The sequence below is a fragment of the Nocardiopsis rhodophaea genome (assembly GCF_039530945.1).
GTDB lineage: Bacteria > Actinomycetota > Actinomycetes > Streptosporangiales > Streptosporangiaceae > Nocardiopsis_C > Nocardiopsis_C rhodophaea.
The window spans coordinates 1-20521 of record NZ_BAAAPC010000034.1; the positions used below are offsets into that span (position 1 = coordinate 1).

A 20521-nucleotide genomic window follows, 5' to 3' on the forward strand; every position below is an offset into this window, starting at 1 on the left:
GTTCCCGCTGGTGGGGTCCATGTCGGTCAGGCTCATCGTCACTGCGGTGCAGGTCCTTGTCTCGCCCTTGATGTTCTAGTTAAGACTGATTCGTCCTGTATGTCTCAAACGAGCCTGACAGATAGGGTCGCGCCCGGCGGCGACGACTCGCCCGGCGCCCTGCTGCTTCGCCGCCTGCACCGCGAGTCGCCCGGTGACCCCGGTCGCTCCCAGGACCAGCACGCTTTCTCCGGAGCGCAGCCCCGCGGTGTGGGACAGCGACAGCCAGGCCGAGATCCCAGCGTTGGGCAGCGCGGCGGCGGTCACGTCGTCCAGCGCGTCGGGAACGGGGGCGACCCACGCGCGGGGCTGACGCTGACCTCGGCCATCGTGCCGTAGGGCGCGCGCGGCCCGCCGAAGTACACGCGCGTGCCGTCCTCGGTGCGCCCCACGCCGTCGATACCAGCGACGGCGGGGAGCTCGTCATGCCGGGAGTAGTGGGTGCCGGCCGCGCGCATGCGCGCAATGTTGGTGATCGAGGCCGCGCTGACGTTGACGAGTACTTCATCGTCGCGCGGCGCGGGCTCGGCGAAGTCGTCGTAGCGCGGCGGCTCTCCGACGGTATGGATGACGGCGGCCTTCATGGACCCCCCGAACTTAACGTCGTTAAATTTAACGCCGTTAAGGTTGCGTGAAACGTTGTTAAGCTGTCAAGGGCGACAGAGAGGACGACGCAGTGACGTTGGACCGTGAGACCGTGATCCGTGCCGCGCTGCGGCTGCTGGACGAGGTGGGCCTAGAGGGGCTCACGCTGCGGCGCATCGCCACCGACCTCCAGGTCAAGGCGCCCGCTCTGTACTGGCACTTCTCCAGCAAGCAGGACCTTTTGGACGCCATGGCCACCACGGTGTTGACCGACGCCTTCAACGCGGACGACGTGTCGTGGGAAGGGCAGGCCTGGCCGGATTTCCTGCGCGACTACGGCAACACGCTGCGGCATGCCCTGCTGCGCTACCGCGATGGCGCCAAGATGGTGCCGGGCACCTACCTCACCGACCCGAGCTTGTACGGCGTCATGGAACGCGCGTTGGCGGTGCTGACCACGGCGGGCTTCTCCCCCGAAACCGCCTCGTTGGCGCTCAGCACGACCTACAGCTTCACCGTGGGCCACGCGATCGAGGAGCAGGGCATGCGCCCCCGCCCCGGACAGCAAGATCCCCGCTATGACCGCGAGGCACGCCGCGAGCGCATCGACCCCGACACCCAGCCCACCGTCGCCGCGCTCAACGAGGCCGCGCCCTCACTCGCCACCAACGCCGACCGCGCGTTCGACCGCAGCCTCGACCTGATCATCACCGGCCTGGCCGCCGAGTTGGCGCCCGAGTCGCGAAGCGCCACACCACACACCACGCCCTGAGCGACGCCGCAGGACACCGCGGACAACAATCTCCGGCGCTTCGATGCGGTTCGCTGCCGCGCTCAGCACGCCACGGCCCGCGTCGTCCAGGGCAACCGCCCAGACATCTTTTAGGGCCAATAGGCCGTCGACTCCATGAGGGCCTAACGCAGATCAGGTATCCGCCGAACGTCGGGACCAGGGCAGATGCCAGATTTCGCACGAGATACGGCTGCCGTATGGTCGATCCGTCCGGCCGCGTCGAAGACCCAGGGCCGCTGCGTGGCAGCTTGGGCGCAGCCGGAATGCCGATAGCCACCGTGGACGATTGGCCGGAGTCACCGAAATGGACCGGGTATCGCGCAACGACACGAAAGCGGACGGCACCCACTTTCCCCCAATACGCGTGGCTCGTGGAGAATCAGTGACCGCCCCGAAGGAGGGTATTCCGTTAGGTCACAGGGAAGGGGAACAAGACACATGGCCGGTCGGCGGTGGGCAGCGTCGGGGACAGCCGGAATGATGGTGATGGTGCTGTGTGCTGGATCGCTGCCACCGGGCTGGGCAGAGATGGGCGCGATCACCGCCCACGCCGCCAAGGTATGCTCTAGGACGGGCGTCGCCGCAGGCGGTGGCGGGCTTTGGAGCGACGGAAAGAAGGTACAACCCGGCGGGGTGGCCGAGCCCGACATCGACCCCGACAATCCCGCCAGCCAGCTGGGTTACGACGCCCTGGCATACGGTGCCTCCAAGTTCACCGGAAGTGACGTGCTGGGCAAGGCCCGGTGGGTCCTCCCTGGCCGCACCTACGAGGTCGTAGGCGACGAGCACACCGTGGTGTTCCATCGGCCGGAGGGCATTGCCGCCTACGAAGCGAAGGACGGGCGTGTCCTCTGGCACCTCGCTGACACCGACGAGGAATTCGCTTTTCCGTGGGGCCAGGACGAGATTATCGCCATCCAGGGGAAAGTGCTCGTCCGCCGATATGACCCGGATCCCTCCGCGCCAGGCCGCACCAACTATGCGCTACAGGCGTTGGACCCACGCACAGGTGATCTGTTGTGGTGCGCGGCTGACACCACCGACCCGCGGGTTGATCCGGCGGTTCCCGGAATTGTGGTCGCTCCAGTTGTGACCCGGGACCAACCCTCAGGGGGCGTCGAGGAACGCCAGGTCGCCCTAATCGACGCAGCTACCGGCCAGCGGCGGAAGACCATCGACCTGGATACCACTGTGCTAGGGGACGTCGGCGCTGACGAGCGCACCGGCCGCTGGTCCAATTACGACTTCAACATTGCAGTGCAAAACGGCAAGATAATCGCCTACGCACACACAGCGGTGGCGGTATACGATCTGGGGACCGGTGAGCTCCTATTCGACACCGATCTGGATGAGGAACTCGACCACGATCCCGAAGGTCAGATTGAAAACGTGGCAGCTGCCGAAGGAACGGTCATGGTCCAGACCCACTACCGACACCCCAAGGATCGCTACCGGAAGGCGAACCTATTCGTCGGCTACGGACCGGACGGCAGGAAGATATGGCAGGAACGGCCGGACGACGGTGAGATCGACCCGGGCTTGGAGTGGAAAGTGCAGGCGTACCACCGGCTACACGGCCGCGGTAACCGGATTCCGGTGACAGGCGGAGTGGTCCTGATGCACAACTACGGAGATCTCGACGACTTCAGGCTGCGGGCGGTGCGTGTGCGCGACGGGAAGATGCTGTGGGAGCGCGACCACAGCGCATTCACCAGTAAGCCCGACACCTCAAACGACGAAGGGCAATTTGGGTTCGACCACGAAATTCGAGGCGCGGGGCTCCTCGACACTTCAGACGGGTCGGTCACACCGTTGGGCATCAAAGGCACCTATCTAGATGAGGAGCTTCCACATAGCGGAGGCTTCCCCGCCGACCAGGTGAATGTAGTCGCGCTGCCCGGGGCTGTTGTCGTTACCTCGCCCGGCGATGGTGATGAGCGGTCGTGGGGATCCGCAGTATTTGCCCCCGTCCGCTGACTTCGCAGCTCTATGCAAGCGCAAGATTTCACTTCTATAGCGGGAGCCTAGAGACCCTGTGTCCAAGTTCCCCAGCCAACGACTCACCATTCATGCACGGCACGAGAGAATGTAATTTCAACCCCAGCATCACTTTCAACCCAGCCCTTCAGTTGGAGATCACCCGCTCTGTCGTAGTTCGTTATGACAGGCGGGGTGGCGGGCGTGCGGCGGCTCGCGCGGAAGCGCGGGCGCGGTTGCGTCGCTGGTGGCAGCCACGGGCGATGGCCTGGTGGCACCGCCGCCAGTACGACCAGCCCTTCAGTTGGAGATCATCCGCTCTGTCGTAGTTCGGTGATCTCGGATGCGGGGTAACTGCGGTGTATGCAGGCGCCGTTGCTGGATATTCCCCCGACCGTCACCGATCAAGAACGCGCCCATGAGTGGGCTGATGAGCTGGAGAACCTGCTGGCCGAAGCGGGCCGTATCTTCCCCCGCGCTGACCTGCGGCGCCGGGCGGCCGCGTGCGTGCGCGGCCTGCTCGCTGCGCTGTCGCGCAAAAACGGGTGGCAGCTCGCCGAGCACGCCGGCGATGCCACGCCCCACGGCCAGCAGCACCTGCTGAGCCGCGCCCGCTGGGACGCCGATGAGCTGCGCGACTTCGTGCGCCGCTACGCCGTCCAGGGGCTGGACGACGACCCGGCCTGCGGCTTGGGCCCCGATGGGGCGGGCGTGCTGGTGCTCGATGAGACGGGGTTTGCGAAGAAGGGCCGAACCTCGGCCGGGGTGGCCCGCCAGTTCACCGGCTGTCTGGGCGGGGTCTTCGGCTGCCAGGTCGGGGTACTGGCCGCCTGGGCCACCACCCGCGGCCACGCGCTCATCGACCGCGAGCTGTACCTGCCCAAGGAGTGGACCGACGACCCGCGACGCTGCCAGGCCGCGCACGTCCCCGAGGGGACCGGGTTCGCGACCAAGCCCCGGCTGGCCGAGCGGATGATCGAGCGCATCCTGCCCGACCTGCCCGAGGGCCGGGTCTGGATCGCCGCCGACGAGGTGTACGGCCGCGACGGAAGGTTCCGCGCGTTCCTGGAGGCCCACCGCCTGCCCTATGCGGTGACAGTGCAGGCCAACCAGACCGTGCTTCCGCGACCCGGGTGGCGCCACATCGCCCGCCTGGTGGAGCGGACCGCCGCCGAGCAGGACTGGGCGGAGCTGCCCGCGGGCCCCTCCCAGCTCGACAGTCGCGCGTGGCAGTGGTGGGTGCGCCGTGTTCCCGACCCCGACACCGAGGTGGGCGGCGGTGCCTGGGCGCGGTGGATCATCGCCCGGCGCCGCCCCGACAACCCAGCCGAGCGGGACTACTTCTTGGCGTGGGGGCCGGAGGAGACTCCGGTGGAGGAGCTGGTCGGTGTGCCTGGGGCCAGGTGGCGGGTGGAGGAGGCGATCAGGCTCGCCACGTCCGCCTGCGGGCTGGCCGACTACGAGGTGCGTTCCTATGGCGGCTGGTACCGGCATGTCAGCCTGGTGATGCTTGCTGCCGCGTTCCTCACCGTTCAAGACGCCCGCGCGGTGAGCGGGACCACGGGTCCGGCCGCGCCGCCGGGCCAGAGAGGGGGAGGTGCCTGACCACAGCAGGAGCATCGGCCCCGTCCGGTTCACCGCCTATGAGATCCGCCGCCTGCTCGTGCTGGTCCAGCCCCGGCTCCCACACCGCGAGCGGGTCGGGCGGGGCCTGGCCTGGTCGTACTGGCGGCGGTGCCACCAGGCCATCGCCCGTGGCTGCCACCAGCGACGCAACCGCGCCCGCGCTTCCGCGCGAGCCGCCGCACGCCCGCCACCCCGCCTGTCATAACGAACTACGACAGAGCGGGTGATCTCCAACTGAAGGGCTAGAAAGCCGCAACAGATCGCAACCAGGACAAATCTGTAGCCGGTGGAGACAACCAACTGACAGGTAGTGGTCCGGGGGTAGAGCAAGTGCTCTACCCCCGGACCACTACCTGTGGAACCAGGTAATTGGTCAGCCTAGCTGCGGGCATCCACTGCAGCGGGGGCAATCTCCGGCGGTAAGGAAACTGCCGTCTGCATCGCGATATCACTCGTCCGCAATTGGCCGAGGAGCATCTCTCAAGAGTCCCTCGCCCTGCTCGGGACCCGCGGAGCGTTCACTGCCACCGCTTCACCATTTCATCTCTGACGGAGGGAGGCTGCTTGGTCATGCTGTGGGCTGTCCAAGCCCTCGGCCTGGACAGCCCACAGTTGAGGTCACTTTAGGTGAGTAGGTCGAGAGCGTTGACCAGGAACATCACGGCGAAGATCGTGCAGGAGTAGGGCAGTAGTTCCCAGTCGGAGTACAGGGCGCGCTTTAGGGCGTCCGGTTCGTGGAAGGCGCGGGGTTTGTAGGCGTGGTAGGCGCGTCTCTGCTGCCGTCGCGAGGATGTGTGAGCCGGGCGAGGCCGGGGCGGTTGCGGCTGTCTCGGGAAGCGTGAATCTTTCGGCCGCCGGGTCGGCTGTGTCCGATCGAGGGTCAGGCTCCGGTTGGGATGGGCGGCCGCCGGGTGGAGGTCCTGGCCGCGAACGGGCTGAGCCCGGGCTTCCCGCACGCGGCCCAGGTGCTGTTCGTCGAGCGCCGAACCCGCCGGGTCGGCTCGGCCCGCACGCCCAGGACGACGGTGTTCGCCCTCACCGACCTGCCCGCCCGCCAAGTGCGGCCCGATGAGCTCGCGGCCTGCCTGCGCGGCCACTGGGCGATCGAGGCCGTTCACCACGTCAGGGACGTGACCTGGGGCGAGCACGCCCGCCGGGCCCGGGTCCAGGTGTTGCCGGTGGTGCTGGGGTGCCTGGCCGACATCGTCCGTCAGGCACTTCAGGCGTCGGGGTGGGCCAACCTCGCCGCTGGTCGTCGCGCGCACACCGATCCGGGCAAATCCCTACGACTCCACCGGATCCCGCAGATCAGCACAACACCGCCATAACGCGAGAACTACGGGGCCGCGTCGGGCATGTGACGTATCGTAGCGGCAACCGAACCGAGGTTGGACACGCATCCATTCCCATCAACTGGATATCGGCCCATGAAAAAGGTCCGTTGAGATCCACCGCCTGTCACGTAGACATAACGTCAGTTCAGGCCCACAAGACGCCGACTCAACCCGTCTTCAGTAGGTTCACTGACAACCACCGCTCCAGGTGCAGGAAGAATAAGACTGTTTTCCTCAATCTGATCCCTAATCCCTGAAAAGTAAGGGAGATCAGAAAATTTGATGACCCTGGAGGGTTCGTTCTCTCCCCACGGCACCATCACGGCACTCACACCATCTTCGTGTTTCCCACTGAAACTTTGAGAAGGAAGGGTCCCCGGCACCATCACTGCCATTCCGTTGTCCAACGGAACTGACTTCAACGTTGTTCTCTGGTTACTCAGCAGCTGTAGACTCGCTTCCGCTGCAGTGTCACCGGAGGAATCAACCTTCCGAAATTTTGTAGTTCTCGCGAAAACAGAATTCCCATCGGGCGACTCAACGTTGGGAAGCTCGGTCTTCTCACCTAGCTCCTCGGTGACAACGAAGTCTTGCTTGCGCCACAAGACTTCATCCGCATACTTATTTGCACCGGCGAGAGTTTCATCTCCGCTAGCTGAATCCAGATAGACATCCTTTCCTCCACAGTTGGAGACGGACATCACCTCAGATTCTGATGAGGGAGTATCGTAGTCGGAAAACGTTGACCACATGTTATTCATTGCCGGATTGAGGGATGGGACACCGAAATCACCACCGCCCTCTTGGCAACTGTGCACCCACGCCTGTTTACCAGTCTCTGCGTCAATTCCTACAATTTGTCCACTACCACTCTCGAATGGGCCCGATTCCTCGCCACAAGACATGGTGAGGACAACATTGCCATCGGTAGTCAGAATATCAAGCTTCTTGTCTTTGAAGGTGCGCGTCAGATCACAAGAATCCGAACCATCGTAACGCCAGAGCTCTCGGTTATCTTCCAAGGATCGAGCAACCAGCGCCACTTTTTCAGGGTCGCCTTTCTCTCCTCGCGCTTCAAGTGCCAGCCTCGCGTTGGAAGTTAGAGCATCAACGTTATCCGACTCGGAGCCAACGACAGTCTTTACGGGAGTCTCAGAGGAGTCGCCGTCTGTCGATAGATTGTCTGTCCACTCTGACAATATTTTTCCGTCGCTCGCACGCAGCGTTAGAACCTTCATCTCGTCCGATCCGAAGAACCGCATCAGCAGTGGATGCGCAGTGTAAGCCAGAACGACCTTCTGCCGATCGGGAGTCACATTTACTTCGACCGAGCGGCCTGGAACACGATAGCTCCAGGCCTCTCTTCCAGTCTCAGTATCGATACCGATCGCTCCAGCCCCTCGGCCACCTCTTCCCGAAACGGAAACAACCATGCCTGCCTGGGTGGACCAAGCAGAGTATATCTTGTCAACAGATTTGTCTTCCCACGACCAGGCAACTTTACTAATGCCTGAGGGGACATCTGAGGCGCCCGAGTTCTCTGCCCCTTGGATATGTTCCTCTGGGAATGTACGTGCAACAAAATAAGACGCAATTCCGAGGGCACAGATCAGGCCCACTGCACCGATCGTCAAAAAAACTCTTGACTTTTTAGACTTGAAACTAACACTTCTCATTCGGGACAGCACAGTTAGCTTCATCTATTCCTTCCCCTCCTTGGCCTTCTCCTTCTGCTCGCGCAGCTCGATCAACATTTCATCAAGCGTCGCACCACGGTCGTCTCCGACGGTTGCCATGTATGAGTCCCCGTACGTTTTGTTGTAACCAACCACGTGGGAGCTGAAATTCTCAGTGCCATGGTCTGATTCCTTTCTAACTTCCACACTCTTGAACCAGTCCTCGAGATCATCGGATACATCATCGCTGAACGCCACATCCTCCGCTTCATAGGCTGCCATCTCACCGTCTTTGACGAGATGATCCGGGAACGACTTAAGCTCCTTGGGAATTTTTCCGTTCTCATCGGGGCGATCAACAGAAAGAAGCGCATCCCCAAATTCCTGCAGCCTCTCCCTGTGGATCGTCTGGGGATTCTTTGGCTCGATATTATCAGCTTTCGCCTGAACTTCTTCCAACTCTTGTTTAAGATCTTCAGTCAGAAGATTCTTCGTTCCGGATGCTGCGAATTCCAGAAGAGCGGCCGATGCCGGGGCAGCGGGACCACTGATAACCTTGGTTGACCCCACAGCATCCTTGACCATACCAACGCCCAACTCACGGACCTGAATCGACTCCTGAATGGCCTTTTCCTCATTCTCGGACTCGCGTTTGAAATTGTTGATAAGAGAGCCGTCTAGCAACCCTTGAAGACGGCCGTGTGCCCCAGAAGCCTTATTCTTTGCATTACCTTCACTGCCGTCGAGAAGGCCGTCGACATATTCGTTAAGAATATCTTGGCTCTTCACGTCTACCGAGTAGGCAACAAATGGCGCTACGTCCTGATTAGCGACCATCAATTGCATGTAGTTCTTCTTGGCGTCCTCTGGGACGGCAAGAATGAACTCTCGCTCATCGTCAAACTTTACACCCAACTTCTTTCGATTCTCGTCGGAAAGCTCGAGATGCCGGTATCCGGCTTCTTCATTGCCTCCTTCGACGGCAAAGTCATCGAGATGTGCGGAGAAGATCTTAAACATGGAGTTCGCCAACTCATCGTTGTATTCGGTGAACGATGCCTCCTCGCTGTCATCAGTGCTTACACTTGTACGCTCCAGATCCTTAAAGATTCCCTCATCTTCGTCACCAACGAGCTTCAGGAGACCAGCTGCTGCCTCGATAGCTCGTTCCTGGTCACTTCGACTTTCACTCTGAGTATCCTCAGCGATCCAGTCCAATAGACCAGTGACGGGCTTACCGCCGGCCATCCAACTTGGCTCTCCGTTAGCGTCTTCATCCGGCCAATCATAGGTGAGCAATCCCTCGATGGCCTTCTTGTTCAGGTCTGCATCTTTAGACGCATATGGATGCCTGTATTCGTCTGTGAGGATAGCGTTATTGGCATCTTTATTTCTAGTAGATACGTCTACAAGATGACCAACTGCATCATCGTCCAAGAGGTCCTTGTGTGCCTCCAGCCCGCCAAAGTCATGCAAATAGAACCCAGTTGAGAGAGTCAGGGTGGCAGAGAATCCTTTTCCGCCCTGCAGGTCATCCGGTGCATTTCTCAGGAATTGAGAAAGGCTGTTGGCATCTCCGCCCCATACCGGCCACAAGTAGGGAATTTGATGCTCATCAGAGGCCGAAAGACGTGGTCCCTCTGCCGCAAGGCGGATGCTCTCAGGGAGATCATAGTAGCCACCCCCGAGTCTGTGATCCGACAGTGCAAGGATTCCTGCCCCAATACTCCCCAAGGCAGCGTCCTTTTCTGCGCGTGTCATGGTGCCATCCTCAATAGCGAGAGCAGCATCTATCGCGCGCTTATTGAACGCCCGACTGTTCTCCATTCCATCAAAGAACTTCTTCAGAGTTCTGTATTGCCTGGAGTTAAGTTCTGCTTCACCAGGCTTAGCCGACGGGCCAAGCTTCTGCTTGCGCTCGGCTTCGTATGCGATGATGTTCAGAGCCATCATCATTTCGTAGTATTTAGCATCTGGTTCTTTATTTCCTGACCAGTATTCGTTCAGCAGGGCTACCGTTTGCCGCTGCGTTTCTAATATAATGAGTCAGTCCAGCTACGGCTGCAGTCCCCAACGCAGAACAGAGAAGCACTCCCGCTTCTTCCATTGTCAGTCCTATCCTTCCTTGAGTGGGTTTTCAGTGGTGACTCGAGACACTGAAAACGGAGATTATGGAATTACGTCTCCACGTCGCCTGTCAACCCCGATCCATGCCATGTTTTGGCAAAATCCGTCTGTATGCAGGCCGGGAGAGCGGGCACCAGCCCTCCTGCGAATCCGTAGGTAGGGGTCCTGCCACAGGCGCTATCTAGCGGAGGGGGAAACACGCACAGCAAGGAGGTACATCCGAATTTCAGCGCTTCCCCAAGACCAGCTGCCGACTTGCGGTGGCAGATTAATAGGGGGAAGAGCAAAGGATTCAATCATCCAAGTGTCGTACACGCGAGACGGCGCGGTGTCGGAGGGGCTTTCCCTGAATGCGGCGTCGTAGAGCTTGTGCTCCTCCGACCAAGGTGGATCTAAACGCGTATCCAGAACTCCTGTACGTAACCCGGGCCCAGACAATTCGGCAGACGGGAGGTAGCCCAGTGCCGAGTGCAGGCGTTGGCATGACCAAGCGGGCGGCACGCGAATCGCGGGGCGGACGCAAGTTGACCCCCTGTTCTGCGGGGCGAACCGGTGGTCCCCGCCTCGCCCTCGCTGCCGCTCTTCTCTAGAACGTCGTGCAGAGTCCCGTAGACAAGGCCGCTCAACAGACCTCGGGCTCCGGTCTGCTACTCGCAACTGCCACTTCTTCAGCTCTGCCACCACAGTAGCGCACTGTCCGGCCTGCAAAGGGCAGGTTTCATGCGTGACAGCTGGCCGTATGAGGGCAGGGCGCGTTAAACGGAAATCACCCTCCGCTTATCTGCGGATAGAAACGAATAAGTGTTTAGACATATCTGATTACGATAAAAGATATGGAGTGCGTCGAGAATGTCTCAGACATCAGCCTTAAGCTTCTTGTCAAGGAATGACACGAGAATATCCACGGCACCACGGCGGAATGGCCCCCACTGTAGAAAATGACTAGGAAGCATCTCTTCGCCTTCCGTATCCTCAACCAAGAGGCCCGTTCCCTCGAAGTCTCCTACGCTCAGCACCCTCTCTTCGACAAGCCTATGCGCTACTGCCAGGCTCACAGTGCGTTGGATGACAGTCGCGTCGCCAACCAAGATCCTGTCGGGAGCATGCGTATCAGAGACGGGCGCAGGGATGTAGTCATCAAGCTTCGGCACGCGACTCCAAGGCTGCATCTGTAGGTCCTCTCCATCGGAGGCGTCTATCATGCTGAAGTCTTGATCGGAAGCATTGACAACAGTGCTCGCAGCGGAGCTGTCTTTGCCCTGTGAGGAATCAAGCCAACCTACATAAAACAATGACGGGAGACTCGAAGAGTCCCAAGATCGTCGCCAAAAAATATCACCAGAGTTCCCATTTAGGGCTTGAACAGAAGAGGTCTGCTTCTTGGGGCAATTATAAGAGACTAGGGCTAAATCTTGTGTAGCAGTCACTACGTGAGACTTTGGATCACTGAAATCACTCGAACATCCCTTGGGGAGGGTATAGTCCCAGACCTGTTCTCCAGTCGCCAGAGAGTAGGCCTCAAGAGATTCTTGAGGGGAGTCTTGGGATATTTCTATTCTAACATCCGATGTCAGCCAACGGATCCTATCCTGAGGCGATATATCTCCACTGATAGATTGTTCATACAGCACTTCCCCAGTCTCAGCATCCAACGTGACGATCTTCGTTCGCGGGCCAAGTAGGCTTCCGACTTTGAATGCGACTACAACCTTCTGCTTGTTATGGATATCCGATTCATCAATTGGAGTTGGTGCCGCAGAGATCTCTGCGTCTGGTGCTGCGTAAAACCATCGTGTTTTTAACGTCTCGGCATCGATAGCAGCGACACCGTGCTCCATAATGGCTAGGCCGGATGTCTCGGTTGAGACGACATCCCTAACCTTGCCATATGGCTCATGTTCCATAGAGCTGGAGATGGCGGATATCTCCTCATCGGTATAGGGGCGATTCACATCATCTGGGTCGGCGCCGGTACTTTCGATTGTTTCGCTCTTAACAGCCTGGAAGCGGAATACGAACTCTGCGCCGATCAAGCAAATCAATGACATGCAGACCGTGATCGCGATCAAGCGGATCCTTGAACGTCGATGATCTGTCGTATGCAATACTTCTCCTGGGCTCATAATTTCTCTCAGTCACAGTAAATCGCAGCGTATGAACCTGAGACCAGCACGGGGAACGATTACGTAGGGCTAAGGTCGTGGTGGAATATTGCTTGGCATGCGGATAGCTCTTCATTCCTGTTGAGTGAGTTCAGGGACTCGTTGGCCATTTATTTCAGCTTCTAATCTCAATCTTCCTTGTCATCGTCAATGGTCTTTTCAACCAGCGGGTTATCATACTGCTCCTGGTACGCCTTCTTGTAATCTACAATCGCTTTCTTTATGTCTTCGGGAAGGCCATTAAGGTCCTTGGAGGGAATGTTGTCGATTACGTCGTCGCGCAAGACGTCGATTTTTCCGGACCGGCCAGCACCCCACTCGTGCGCATGAGCTGGAAGGTAGGGCTTGCCGCCTTGGTCCACCAGCAATCCGGCATTATCCAGTGTTTCCATGGAGAGCGCCCCATTATTCACAAGGATTTGGGTACCCTGCAGCATAACGTGGCGCTGAATGTCTGAATCACTACCGAGAATCATTGAATTAATCTCATCATCGTCTGGCTCTTCTTCTCCCTCCTTCAACTTGTCCTCGACAAGTTCTTTGAATGGCTCCTTGCCGAGTTCTGTTAGAATTGCAACTCCCGCCCCGGCCGCTGGGTGAGCTGCTCCGGCTGCAGCAGAAGCTGTGCCTCCGACGATAGCGTACGCCGTTTCCCAATTCTTTGCAGCGGCCTTTTTCGCTTCCTTTTTTTCCCGGCCTTCGTCTATGTATTCATCTAGCATTGCACCATCAACAACTCCACGAAGTGAGGCTGCTGAATCCGCTGTCGCTGTGATACGACCTTCTCCAGTCAGGTACTTTTCGAAAATTCTTTGCTCCTCAGCCTCTGTGGCAGCCAGAACTGTTGGCGCTAGTTTGTCATTCGTGACCAGGAACCGAAGAAAGTTATTTTGAGAGGATTCAGGGATGAACATTGCCTTCTCACCGGGTGTATGCAGGGGAAATCCTTCAGAACGCTCATCTTCGGGAACCTCTACATATCCTGCTTTGTCGCCTGACTCCACTTCAAGCGTGAAGTCATCAATGTAGGCAATGTAGATCTTCGTGAGATTTCCAGCCAGTTCGTTGTTTTGTTCGGTGAATGCAGTTTTGTCTTCTCCCTTGATGGAGTTGTCTACGTTTCTGAGAGCTTCCGCTACCTCCTTATCTGCGAGCGCTTCAATGAGGCCATATGCAGCTTCTCCTGCGTGATCACGTTTCCAAGATACTTGGCTGTCTGCGTTTTCTGGGATCCAGTTGATGAGCTTACTGACTGTTCGCCCGTCGTCACTCCAGTTGTGACCGAACAGGCCCTTGATAATGTCGTCCCGATGATAATGACCATGACCGGGTTCGCCCTTGCCTGGATCGGGGGTAGCCAGGATCGCATAATTGGCATCCTCGTTTTCCAGCGTGAATCCGAGAATAGTCTTAGCGGGTCCGTCCAGCGACCGTGGGGTAAGTTCCGGGATGACACCATCCGGTCCCGAAGATGCGTCAGAGTTAGCCTCGTTCAGCACTCGCCCCAAAGTCGATGTCATTGTGGTGGAGAACGAACTTCCGGGGACGGCCCTGCCATCAGTGCTTTCCAGCAAATACGCTAGGCCGTCCAGATCCTGTTTCCAGGCGATATGGTGGTAGGGTTTCGGGGGCTCTCCGGAGAGGGCGGGTCCCTCCGCAACTCTCTGCATACTCTCAGGCAGCCGGCTCCAACCGCCCCCGTGGTCTTCGCTCGACAGGGTAAGCAGACCCTCGCCCAGGGCGCCAGCCAGTTGTGCTTTCTCTTCGTTATTAAGGCTGGAGTCCTCGATTCCCTTTTTGAGGTATCGCAGGAGCCCGCCGTCCTTCTCATCGAGCTCGGAGTAGAATCTCTCTAGGTAACTGGAGGCCTGGACCTTGTGAATGGGATTGTCATAGACGACGGAGTTGTAGCCTCCAACAATCTGAAGCGTGAGAAGGGCGTTCTGATAGGCCTGATCAGGCTCCTTCCCGTCAGGTCCGAGGTACTTATCCAAGGTGCGGGCGAGCTTGGCTGCATCCTTGGGTTTGAGAGGCAAGGGCTCACCGCGGCCTTTAATGTTGTAGGCTGACCAGCCAATGTGTCCGGCGTCCACCAAACGTTTGACGTTCTCCGGAGTAGGTCCTTCCTTTAGATTGTCGCCGTAGTCTTCGGCTTTCTGCTTGAACTTCTTCCAATCATTGCTGGCCCTATCATTAAGCTCTTCGAGCTTTCCCGAGAGTTCCTTCTTGGCAAGTTTGTATTCTTTCTTATCGAAAACGCCTCCCATTAGAAGGGAGTGGCTTCCGGGAGAATCGGATTGGACCTTGTCAACTGCTGCTTTAACGGCATCACCCCACTCCTTGATGAGGTTGTTTCGTTTCTTTTTGAAGTCCTTGACTTCGGCTGCCCAGGAGCGAGTCTCTCCGGCGCAATAATTCACGGCATACGACGCTTGGCGCCACATTCCCTCATTTCCATCGCCCTGGTTTCTTATTTGCGCGCCGATTACGTGGGTATAATCCATTGCGAGTTTGTCGAAATCATCCTTCAGATCCGTCGACCGTCCAAGTGTGCGCACCGCGATGTCGGTAATCCCGTCGGCCGCATCCATGATGGTCGAGTACTCGGCCTCGGTGTCCTTCGGGTTGAAGGACAGGCCGAAGGTGTCCCTGGCAGTGCTGTTGTGGCTAGAGAGGTCATCCGACACTGGTTACTCCTGTTTCATACGGGGATAGGGCTGAGGGGATGGAGTGCTTAGTGGTTAATGGGCCGGGACAGGCCCTTGTTAGCTCCAGAATATCCTTCCTCGGATTCTTGGTCGTTTCTTTTAAGTTCTGACCCTCCGACTCCGCTATTTCCAGCCAGTCTGAGTCCGTGCTCTTCGACTTCGACGATATTGCCGCGGTACTTGTCAAGGAACTTGGTGTACCCTTCGGCGCATTCCGTCTCCGCGGCTGCGTTCTTGGCCGCGTTCATAGCATCCTCGAAGTCGTCCTTGAGCCCCAGCATGGCTTCGGCAAGCTGACCTGCGTTTGCTGAGTTAGATACGATGGCGTTGACATCCCCGCCGATACCGGCGTCTTCGGACATGGTTGGATCTCCGGTTGAGTGCGTGGATAGGTGCGTCAGATGCAACTGTGGACCAGGAGCATGCTCTGCGCTCCGCCGGTCCGTGAGGTCGGCCTCCCTGACCCAAAGCCCACTCCAAGAGGGACGGCCCTGGAAGCACGCCGTACTTTGTACCGCAACGTGCCGACCTCTTGGCTACAGGGGTAGTGCATTGTGGCCGCATCCGGTCGTGACACGAGAGTGAGGGGCACCTCCGCGAGAATCCTCCCATGGTGTCGGCGACGCGTGAATACTGGTTCAGGCACAGGTTTGGTGAAGGCGCTGCGGGCGGAGGGACCGGGGTGGTCATGATGCCTGATGCCGATTGCTTCCCTACTTGGGGTGCTCTTCCCTTGTCTGTCCGTGCTGCCTGCGCACCAGGTCTGCCGAGCCGGAGGCTGTGTGGCGCTGAGTGCTGCCACGGCACCGCCGACAGCGTGCTGTCCCGGCTGCGGCAGCGAGTCCGCCCGTGTCCACCGCCGCGATCAGCCGCCAACCTCCCGACACGACCGGAGTCGAGGTATCCCCTGCTGGTCCAGGACGTCCTGGAAGGTGGTCGGCGGTCGGACTGGGGACGGTTCATCTGATGGCGGCTGTCTGCTGAGACGCTCGATGTTCATAGCGATGGTCGTCAACACGTGCTGCACGCGGGCTTTGGCCTTGCCCCGGCAGCGACATCGGCGGTCCAAGACGCCACACTTTGGGTGATTAGTGGGAACTACGGCCTTCTGGTCGAGCATGGAGGAGAAACGTTCAAGGAGGAACCACTCTTCAGTCGTGACGAATTGCAGCATGCATCAATTGAAATCGCGAATAATGCCCTGACTGGATTGGAGCAACTGCCCAATAGATGCATCTTGGAAATTGAGAAACACGCGATTGGTATTTGGAGTTTCACCCGCCATCGTTCTTTCTCTTGGGTGATTTCGCGAACCTTATCCCGCTGAATTAAGAAGCTTAGAAAGTCACCAAGAAGACGCCGATGTATTTATGAGACCTTGTTTATAGAAGCCGCTCTGACGATGCTGCGGTGGGAGTCTGGCAGGGATGGGTTATCCAGGCGGGAGCGTGGCAGTGACGGCGAGTGAGCCGTGTGTTGGCGTGCGCATATTGGGCGCTATCCGCGGCTCTTGCAAAGTCCGGATGAAATCAGTGAATCCCCAAGCCAGACCAGCAGTATCCTCGCTCAGCGCAGACCTTGCATTAGCCGTGCCTGTTCTCCGGGGCCGTGTCAGCGAACCGAACACCCGATACCTGGCCGCCTCCGGTACCCGCGCCGCCGCTTGGTCGGTGCGCGAGGTGACTTCCCGCCCGTGCTGTCGGCCTCCCATCTGGTGCTTGCGCGCCCGGCTCAGCTGCCGTGGGCCGCTTCTTTCCGCCTGTCGCCCGCACCTCGCCGGACCGCCAGCCAGCCGGTCGCGACCACGACCAGAATCAGGATCGTGTTATGGGCGTACTTCGGGACCGGTGCGACGTCGCCGATGAGCGGCAAGCAGGTGAACGCCAGCAGCCCGCGGACCAGAAGGAATGCGAATGCGACGACCGCGCTGTGGCGGAGCGACCATCCCCGGGTCCGCGCCGTGACCAGGATGGCGATCCCGAATCCACCGGTGACGGCCAGGCTCACGAGCACCCCGTCCCAGCCTTCGGAGGAGAGGGGGGATCGCGGCCGCGAGGAGCGCGATCGCGAACACCGCCCATACCGGCGGCCGGCTCGCGGACTCGGTCATCCTGTGCAATCCGGAGGCTCGTCGCCGCCCGATCAGCGCGGCGGCCGCGATGAACCGGTTCCGCTTCACGGGTACGGTGCCAGCGACGGCGCGTTCGGCCTTGGCGATCTGCTCGTCGATGCCGCGCAGGGTGCGCCGCGCCCGATCGGTTTTCAGTGGTAACTCGGGACACTGAAAGCGGCGATATGCCACTCATGGTCGATCAGCTCAGCGCTCTTGGACAGCGAGGCCACTAGTTGGGAAACCCTAGATCTGCCAAGTAATTTATCCGCGCATTCACTCCTGCACGGAAGTGGTTCCAGTTCAGGCCAGAAATCGGTTCCTTGGGGTGAGGGCTTTCCTTCGACGATGTTATGTAGCAGACTGAATCGTATATCGATTCTTCCAGAAGGCGCTTGCAGAAAATTCCAAAACGATCCTGATAGGACGTCTTATGCCAAACTGATTCTGGCGACAGCCCTGACTTGGACTCTAGCCGCACCGGCGTACGGGACTTCTCATGGTCCTCCATAATAAAGAAGTATCCCAACCAAGGCTTTTCTCCCGGGTAGAGCTCGGCAAGCGCCGCCCGTCGAAGATCCACAGCACTCCCTAGCGCCTCTTCCACCCGATTATTATAGTTGTTACCAAAAGACGGCCCGCCGAGCGCCTTCAATTCGAAAGCCGCGACCAGCGTGCCATGCAAGGTGACCACGACATCCCACTGTTTCTGTGGGCGATAGTAACCGGGAAGCATTAGCCCATCACTCCTCTTGGTCCTAATGGATTCCTTTGGATATCCAGCATCCAAGAAGAACTTCGAGATCAAATCAGCGATAACGTCGAAATGCTTTCCGCCGCGGACAGCCCCAGCGGTACCGGCGCCGACACTACCTTTGATCTTGGAACTATTGTTCTGGGTGTCCTTGACTCCCCAGTATTTCGCGATTGCTTCCTCAAAGTCTTGACGGGTGACCGTCAACGCGCACTCCTAATCGGGGAGATGGTCCATGCCGTAGGCTGAAAGGGAGGCATCTGTCGCTGCGTCGACATCACGACGCTCGAAGGCATCTGCCAACGCCTTCTGAATCTTAGCGTCGATGTGTGATGGCTCCGGAAGCCGGATCTTGCGAAGGTACTGGGCTTGGAAGCGCAACGTACCACCACGCATCCTGACAGCGTAGGCCTCAACGAAGGCCTGAGCGACCCTGGAGATCATAAGACCGCCAAGAACACGCAGGTCCCAGGTGTCAGACACGATGTAGTACAGATTGTGGTGGGGATAGAAGCCACCCTCGTCGAGCACAGGATGGATCGTGGTCTTCATATCGGGGAGGAGAAGCTTGGGCCTGCCGATGAGTGACTGGCTGACCTTGTCGATGGTCTTGTACCAACGATCTGGCTGCTTGGTCGCGATATGCCGCTTCCGCAACGCCTCGCTATGGGCAGCGAAGTAGGCGCGCAGCCGCGGATAATCGGCGAGGTCGACCAGTTCCCCTGAAGGTGTCCAGGGGTTGACCAGATACTTTCCACCCCAGTGAAAAGTTCCCGACTTGATGTCTTTCACCATGGAGAGCGGAAGAAGCCGGTCGTGTTCTACAAGCTCAGGGTTATCCGTGACGAAGACCTTATCCGCCCCCGTGGCAATCCCGATTCCGACACGCGTTCCGGCCGAACGGTCTTCCAGCACGGGGAAATGGTCAGTCAGGTACTCAAGCATTGCCAATCTGGCTGGCGAAGACGCAGGCCAGAAATCACTCCCAGTGAACCAATGCGGCAACCGGACTGCCTGGAACGAGGGCTCCTCAATCAGTTCGCTGTCGGCCTGCTGGGACCAGCGGAGTAGCTCTGCAGCGTTCTCACGTTGGAAGGGTGCACCAGCATCCGCTGCTACGGTGGTGCCTTGAGGTTTTCTACTGATCACTGTGATGGCCGGATAGGCGGCAACCGCTTCTTCAAATGCGTCGACGTCATGCATCGTCAACACGAAGTCGACACTGAAACCGCTGGTGACAAATTCCCGGAGATGAGATCCATACTGGTTGTGCATCCATCGGTCCGCGCAGATGAAGCCCAATGCCCCACCGGGGGCCAAGCTGCGGAGTGCCTTCTCGTAGAACCCGACGTACACGTCAGCTCTTCCACCCATTGTCGGGCAAGCAGCACGGTACGCGGCCGTCCGGTCACGCGGAACGTCCTCTAGGCGGAGGTAGGGCGGGTTACCCACTACAAAGGCATAACCCTCCCGTGGCTCAGGCTCCAGCAAATAGTCGCCTTGGCGAATCCAGCTTCGGACGGTGTCTTCGACGTCGGCACTCTGCCATCCGTCCGCCAGTAGCTGCGCACGAACAAGATTCCGGCTCGTCTCGACGTTGGTTGGCAGGAGATCAAAGGCCCGCACCGCCTGAGCTGCCTCTGACAGGTCTCTGCGATGGGCCCTGCAAGACTCGCTCAACCGCTTCGCAATCGCGCTGAGGAAGGCCCCGGCTCCGCACGCCGGCTCGGCGATCTTCAGACGTGCGAGGTCACGGTCAGCTGTGTAGCCGACCAGATCCAGGATTAGGTCGACGATCCAACTGCGGGTGAAGACCTCGCCGTGCTCCATCGCCTTGGCGGTCTGCTCAGGTCGGGCAGCAACAGGATCGTACGTTTCCAGTGTTGACACAGACTGACTCTACAAGCTGGTTGTCAGGGTGGAGGAGCTCTGTCGCCGTTGGAAGTTGCACGTGGTGGCGCGACTCCGTTCCGCTCGGACAGCGCGGGGTGGCGGCACACCGGCCAGCCGACCGTCCATGGTCGAACTGGTCAGCGTGCGTCCGGCCTTCTGCGGACACCGTCACATCTAGTCGATCGAATACGCAGTGGCGGATGCAGGCCTTGGGACTGGACCCGCCACTGCTTAGGTCGCTTCAGTCGAGAAGACCGAGAGTCTTGGATAACAGGATCATGGCGATGACGACGCAGGAGTAGGGCAGCCGTTCCCGGACGGTGAACAGCGGGAGGGTCACGCCTGCGGTCTCGCGGCGGATGCGGTGCTTGTTGGCGAGGTAGGAACGTCTACGGTCTGCGCTGGAGTGCTGGGTGGGACGCGGCGGCCGTCTTGACTGTGCGGAGGCGGTGGAGCGAGCGGTAGCGCCGATGTGTGCTGACGGATGCCTTCGGGACTGGGGCTGCACCTGGCGCGGAGGCGTTGGCGGCGGGGCGTAGTGGCCGGGGCCGGGGAGGCGTGATCTGTCCGGTGTGATGGCGGGTGGGGGCGCTGCGGCGTAGCGCCGATGGCGAGTGGACTTTCGGGGTGCCAGGCGAGCTGTTCCGGCGGGGCGGGCGGCCTGGCTCGTTGCGAATCGGCCGGCGTGTTCGGGTTCGGCTGGGGTGGCTGTGCGTCGGTGTAGTGGCTGTGTGGTC

General features: G+C 59.4%; 15 protein-coding genes. 6 read left to right on the plus strand and 9 right to left on the minus strand.

The genetic code is table 11. The annotated features are described in order from the left end of the window. Positions 1-302: 302 nt before the first annotated feature. On the minus strand, positions 303-623 hold the full coding sequence (locus ABD259_RS24885) for a hypothetical protein (RefSeq protein ID WP_344109640.1): 321 nt from the start codon (positions 621-623) through the stop codon (positions 303-305). Positions 624-715: 92 nt separating this feature from the next. On the opposite strand from ABD259_RS24885, the gene ABD259_RS24890 reads away from it, so the two are divergent. The 5 genes from ABD259_RS24890 (at position 716) to ABD259_RS24910 (ending at position 6348) form a co-directional block, all read left to right on the plus strand. Then, entirely contained in the window at positions 716-1396 is a 681-nt protein-coding gene (locus ABD259_RS24890) for a TetR/AcrR family transcriptional regulator C-terminal domain-containing protein (protein ID WP_344109642.1), read from the plus strand. A 498-nt stretch (positions 1397-1894) separates the two neighbouring features. After that, positions 1895-3394, plus strand: coding sequence for an outer membrane protein assembly factor BamB family protein (locus ABD259_RS24895; protein ID WP_344165625.1), 1500 nt, complete (start codon positions 1895-1897; stop codon positions 3392-3394). Between the two features lie 375 nt (positions 3395-3769). Further along, a complete protein-coding gene (locus ABD259_RS24900; RefSeq protein ID WP_344165627.1) occupies positions 3770-4999 on the plus strand; it encodes an IS701 family transposase in 1230 nt (409 codons plus the stop codon). Continuing rightward, positions 4992-5225: a hypothetical protein gene (locus ABD259_RS24905; RefSeq protein WP_344109733.1), complete on the plus strand. Its 234-nt coding sequence runs from the start codon at positions 4992-4994 to the stop codon at positions 5223-5225. Before ABD259_RS24900 ends, ABD259_RS24905 begins: the two co-directional genes overlap by 8 nt. 691 nt (positions 5226-5916) lie before the next feature. After that, entirely contained in the window at positions 5917-6348 is a 432-nt protein-coding gene (locus ABD259_RS24910) for a hypothetical protein (protein ID WP_344109284.1), read from the plus strand. A 146-nt stretch (positions 6349-6494) separates the two neighbouring features. Here ABD259_RS24910 and ABD259_RS24915 read toward each other — a convergent pair whose 3' ends face one another. The 5 genes from ABD259_RS24915 to ABD259_RS24935 form a co-directional block, all read right to left on the minus strand. Then, complete coding sequence (locus ABD259_RS24915) at positions 6495-8054, minus strand: outer membrane protein assembly factor BamB family protein (RefSeq protein ID WP_344109282.1); 1560 nt, start codon at positions 8052-8054, stop codon at positions 6495-6497. Further along, the gene (locus ABD259_RS24920) at positions 8055-9986 is read right to left on the minus strand and encodes a TPR repeat domain-containing protein (RefSeq protein WP_344165629.1); all 1932 of its coding nucleotides are present in this window, start codon (positions 9984-9986) and stop codon (positions 8055-8057) included. Between the two features lie 1025 nt (positions 9987-11011). Then, the gene (locus ABD259_RS24925; RefSeq protein WP_344109278.1) at positions 11012-12226 is read right to left on the minus strand and encodes a PQQ-binding-like beta-propeller repeat protein; all 1215 of its coding nucleotides are present in this window, start codon (positions 12224-12226) and stop codon (positions 11012-11014) included. A gap of 221 nt (positions 12227-12447) precedes the next feature. Continuing rightward, positions 12448-15006, minus strand: coding sequence for a TPR repeat domain-containing protein (locus ABD259_RS24930; RefSeq protein WP_344165632.1), 2559 nt, complete (start codon positions 15004-15006; stop codon positions 12448-12450). Between the two features lie 47 nt (positions 15007-15053). Continuing rightward, positions 15054-15389: a hypothetical protein gene (locus ABD259_RS24935; protein ID WP_344109274.1), complete on the minus strand. Its 336-nt coding sequence runs from the start codon at positions 15387-15389 to the stop codon at positions 15054-15056. A 656-nt stretch (positions 15390-16045) separates the two neighbouring features. Between ABD259_RS24935 and ABD259_RS24940 the strand changes: the two genes are divergently transcribed. Then, complete coding sequence (locus ABD259_RS24940; RefSeq protein WP_344165635.1) at positions 16046-16354, plus strand: hypothetical protein; 309 nt, start codon at positions 16046-16048, stop codon at positions 16352-16354. A gap of 404 nt (positions 16355-16758) precedes the next feature. Here ABD259_RS24940 and ABD259_RS24945 read toward each other — a convergent pair whose 3' ends face one another. The 3 genes from ABD259_RS24945 to ABD259_RS24955 form a co-directional block, all read right to left on the minus strand. Beyond that, positions 16759-17040 (minus strand): hypothetical protein, encoded by a 282-nt coding sequence (locus ABD259_RS24945; protein ID WP_344109287.1) that lies wholly within the window; start codon positions 17038-17040, stop codon positions 16759-16761. A gap of 329 nt (positions 17041-17369) precedes the next feature. Further along, positions 17370-18098, minus strand: coding sequence for a PaeR7I family type II restriction endonuclease (locus ABD259_RS24950; protein WP_344109271.1), 729 nt, complete (start codon positions 18096-18098; stop codon positions 17370-17372). 9 nt (positions 18099-18107) lie between these two features. Next, positions 18108-19781, minus strand: coding sequence for an Eco57I restriction-modification methylase domain-containing protein (locus ABD259_RS24955; RefSeq protein WP_344109268.1), 1674 nt, complete (start codon positions 19779-19781; stop codon positions 18108-18110). Between the last annotated feature and the right edge of the window lie 740 nt (positions 19782-20521).